The 3,667-nt window shown below is 50.5% G+C and carries 2 rRNA genes; both read right to left on the reverse strand.

Going from position 1 to position 3,667, the window contains the following annotated elements:
- Positions 1-40: 40 nt before the first annotated feature.
- A 5S ribosomal RNA gene (gene rrf / locus Q4544_RS15665) occupies positions 41-155 on the reverse strand.
- 222 nt (positions 156-377) lie between these two features.
- Positions 378-3,211, reverse strand: a 23S ribosomal RNA gene (locus Q4544_RS15670).
- Positions 3,212-3,667 lie beyond the last annotated feature (456 nt).

Raw genomic sequence — 3,667 nt, forward strand, 5'->3', positions numbered from 1 at the left:
GATCATCGTAGAGAGAATATGATCTTTAGTCGTTTATTAGGTTTGGCGATGCCCTACTCTCCCACACCTTAAGATGCAGTACCATCGGCGCAACGGTGCTTAACTTCCGGGTTCGGGATGGGACCGGGTGTTTCACTCGCGCTATGATCACCAAACCGAATAAACGGCTAAAGACGTTGATTATTGGCTTAGCCAATTCAACGAGTGCGCGGCAAGGAATTGCGAAGCAACTCCTGTGCGCACCAGTTGGTGTTGTTGTCCAAGTCAGCGGTAAGCTGTGTGTTGTTGTTGTGTATGACTTATTTGGTCCCAGGTAACGGACATTGATATGTGCTATAGCTTTGCTGCTTGAGCACTGTATCTGTCTATTACTGGATCAAATCAAGCCTATCGAGCCATTAGTACCAGTCAACTGAATGCATTGCTGCACTTACATCTCTGGCCTATCGACGAGGTGGTCTACCTCGGCTCTCAGGGATACCTTGTTTTGAGGGGGGCTTCCCGCTTAGATGCCTTCAGCGGTTATCCTGTCCGATCATAGCTACCCAGCACTGCTCCTGGCGGAACAACTGGTACACCAGTGGATCGTTCACCCCGGTCCTCTCGTACTAGGGGCAACTCCTCTCAAGTATCCTACACCCACGGCAGATAGGGACCGAACTGTCTCACGACGTTCTAAACCCAGCTCACGTACCTCTTTAAACGGCGAACAGCCGTACCCTTGGGACCTGCTCCAGCCCCAGGATGAGATGAGCCGACATCGAGGTGCCAAACACTGCCGTCGATATGGACTCTTGGGCAGTATCAGCCTGTTATCCCCGGCGTACCTTTTATCCGTTGAGCGATGGCCCTTCCACTCGGGACCACCGGATCACTATGGCCGTCTTTCGACTCTGCTCGACTTGTCAGTCTTGCAGTCAGGCTGGCTTCTGCCATTGCACTCAACGAGCGATTTCCGACCGCTCTGAGCCAACCTTCGCGCGCCTCCGTTACGCTTTAGGAGGCGACCGCCCCAGTCAAACTACCCGCCACACAGGGTCCCGGATCCGGATAACGGACCGCGGTTAGACATCAAGCAATGCAAGGGTGGTATCTCAAGGGAGGCTCCACCAGAACTAGCGTTCTGGTTTCAATGCCCACCACCTATCCTGCACATGCATGGCCTGATGCCAGTGTGAAGCTGTAGTAAAGGTGCACGGGGTCTTTCCGTCTAACCGCGGGAAGCCTGCATCTTGACAGGCAATTCAATTTCGCTGAGTCTATGTTGGAGACAGCGGGGAAGTCGTTACGCCATTCGTGCAGGTCGGAACTTACCCGACAAGGAATTTCGCTACCTTAGGACCGTTATAGTTACGGCCGCCGTTTACCTGGGCTTCAATTCGGAGCTCTCACTCCTCCTTTTAACCTTCAGGCACCGGGCAGGCGTCAGACCCTATACGTCGTCTTACGACTTCGCAGAGCCCTGTGTTTTTAGTAAACAGTCGCCACCCCCTAGTTTGTGCCCCCAGTCAATACTTGCGTAGAAACTGGGCCTCCTTCTCGCGAACTTACGGAGGTATTTTGCCGAGTTCCTTCAACATAGTTCTCTCAAGCGCCTTGGTATTCTCTACCAGTCCACCTGTGTCGGTTTAGGGTACGATCTCATGATGGAGCTATTTCCAGGAACCTCTAAGCAGCCCATTCAATCCAATAAGGATGAACTACCCTCGAGATCCGTCACTTCCATCTGGCCCAGGAATATTAACCTGGTTCCCATCGACTACGCCTTTCGGCCTCGCCTTAGGGGTCGGCTTACCCTGCTCAGATTAGCTTTAAGCAGGAACCCTTGGACTTTCGGCGAGAGTGTCTCTCACACTCTTTGTCGCTACTCATGTCATCATTCTCACTAGTGATCTCTCCACCGGATGGCTTACGCCCCGGCTTCATCGAAAGCACCATATCCTCCAAGGCAATCCGAAGATTGCTAAAGAGGAAAGGTACTATGTCACACTACGCTCTGCTACCATGCAATAAATTGCATCCTAGACTTCGGCTCATGGCTTGAGCCCCGTTACATCTTCGCCGCAGGACAACTTATTTAGACCAGTGAGCTGTTACGCTATCTTTAAAGGATGGCTGCTTCTAAGCCAACCTCCTGGTTGTTTTGGTCGTCCCACCTGCTTTCCCACTTAGCCATGAATTAGGGGCCTTAGTCGTAGGTCAGGGTTGTTTCCCTCTCCACTACGGACGTTAGCATCCGCAGTGTGTCTGCCATCTAGTACTCCCGGGTATTCGGAGTTTGGTTAGGATCAGTAAGACGGTGAGTCCCCATTACCCATCCAGTGCTCTACCCCCCGGGGTATTCGGATGACGCTCTACCTAAATAGATTTCGCAGAGAACCAGCTATCTCCGAGTTTGATTGGCCTTTCACCCCTAGGCACAACTCATCCCGATCTTTTTCAACAGATGTGGGTTCGGCCCTCCAGTTAGTGTTACCTAACCTTCAGCCTGGTCATGCCTAGATCACTCGGTTTCGGGTCTAATGCATCTAACTCAGTCGCCCTATTAAGACTCGCTTTCGCTGCGCCTACACCTAACGGCTTAAGCTTGCTAGATACACTAAGTCGATGACCCATTATACAAAAGGTACGCTGTCAGGGCGTAAAGCCCCTCCAACTGATTGTAGGCGTTCGGTTTCAGGTACTGTTTCACTCCCCTTGTCGGGGTGCTTTTCACCTTTCCCTCACGGTACTGGTTCGCTATCGGTCAGTAAGGAGTACTTAGCCTTCGAAGGTGGTCCTCCGATCTTCAGACAGAATTTCACGTGTTCCGCCCTACTTAATACATCCTTCAAAGCTTCCTATACGGGGCTATCACCCGCTATGGCCGTGCTTCCCAACACGTTCTAGTCACTTATCAGGCTTGGCTGGTCCCCGTTCGCTCGCCGCTACTAGGGGAGTATCAATTGATTTCCTTTCCTCCGGGTACTTAGATGTTTCAGTTCCCCGGGTTTGCTCTTAAAGACCTATGTATTCAGTCAATAAGTACCTGGTTCAGCAAGTTATAAGCAGCCCTAAGGCTATTATAACAAACTGTCAGGTGGGTTCCCCCATTCAGAAATTCATGGATCAAAGCTTATTCTCAGCTCCCCATGACTTATCGCAGAGTATCACGTCTTTCATCGCCTCTTACTGCCAAGGCATCCACCAAACGCCCTTTTCGCGCTTGATTTGATCCAGAAATAGAAAGACACCGAAGTGTCCATCGCGATCCTTATGAGCTGGCAAGCAAAGGATCTTCATCTGAACCAAAAGTCATACATAATTTTCCCGCTCTTTATCTTGGAACCCACACTTCCCAATGTCGGTAGGGACCCGTGTGGAAGATAAAGAACAATGATGTATCTGCTTGTCAGCAAACACATCGGTTAGTGTACTTGACTTGGACAACGCTGTTCATTTTTCAGAAGGCAGACACTTGGAAGACCGAGGAAACAGTCTTGTCAAATGCTCGCGTCACCCGAAGGATCAGCACCAACTGAGATCAGCCCCTTACTTGAGGTAATCAAACAGTGTTGTTTGTTATTCTAAGAATACTCTCAGAATAACTATATTCTCTCTAAACGATGTCAAATCGTCCGATTGGACGGCTAAACACTCAACAGTGCTTAGCGATCTAATCGACGCC

This window comes from Cognatishimia sp. 1_MG-2023 (assembly GCF_030548175.1).
Lineage (GTDB): Bacteria > Pseudomonadota > Alphaproteobacteria > Rhodobacterales > Rhodobacteraceae > Cognatishimia.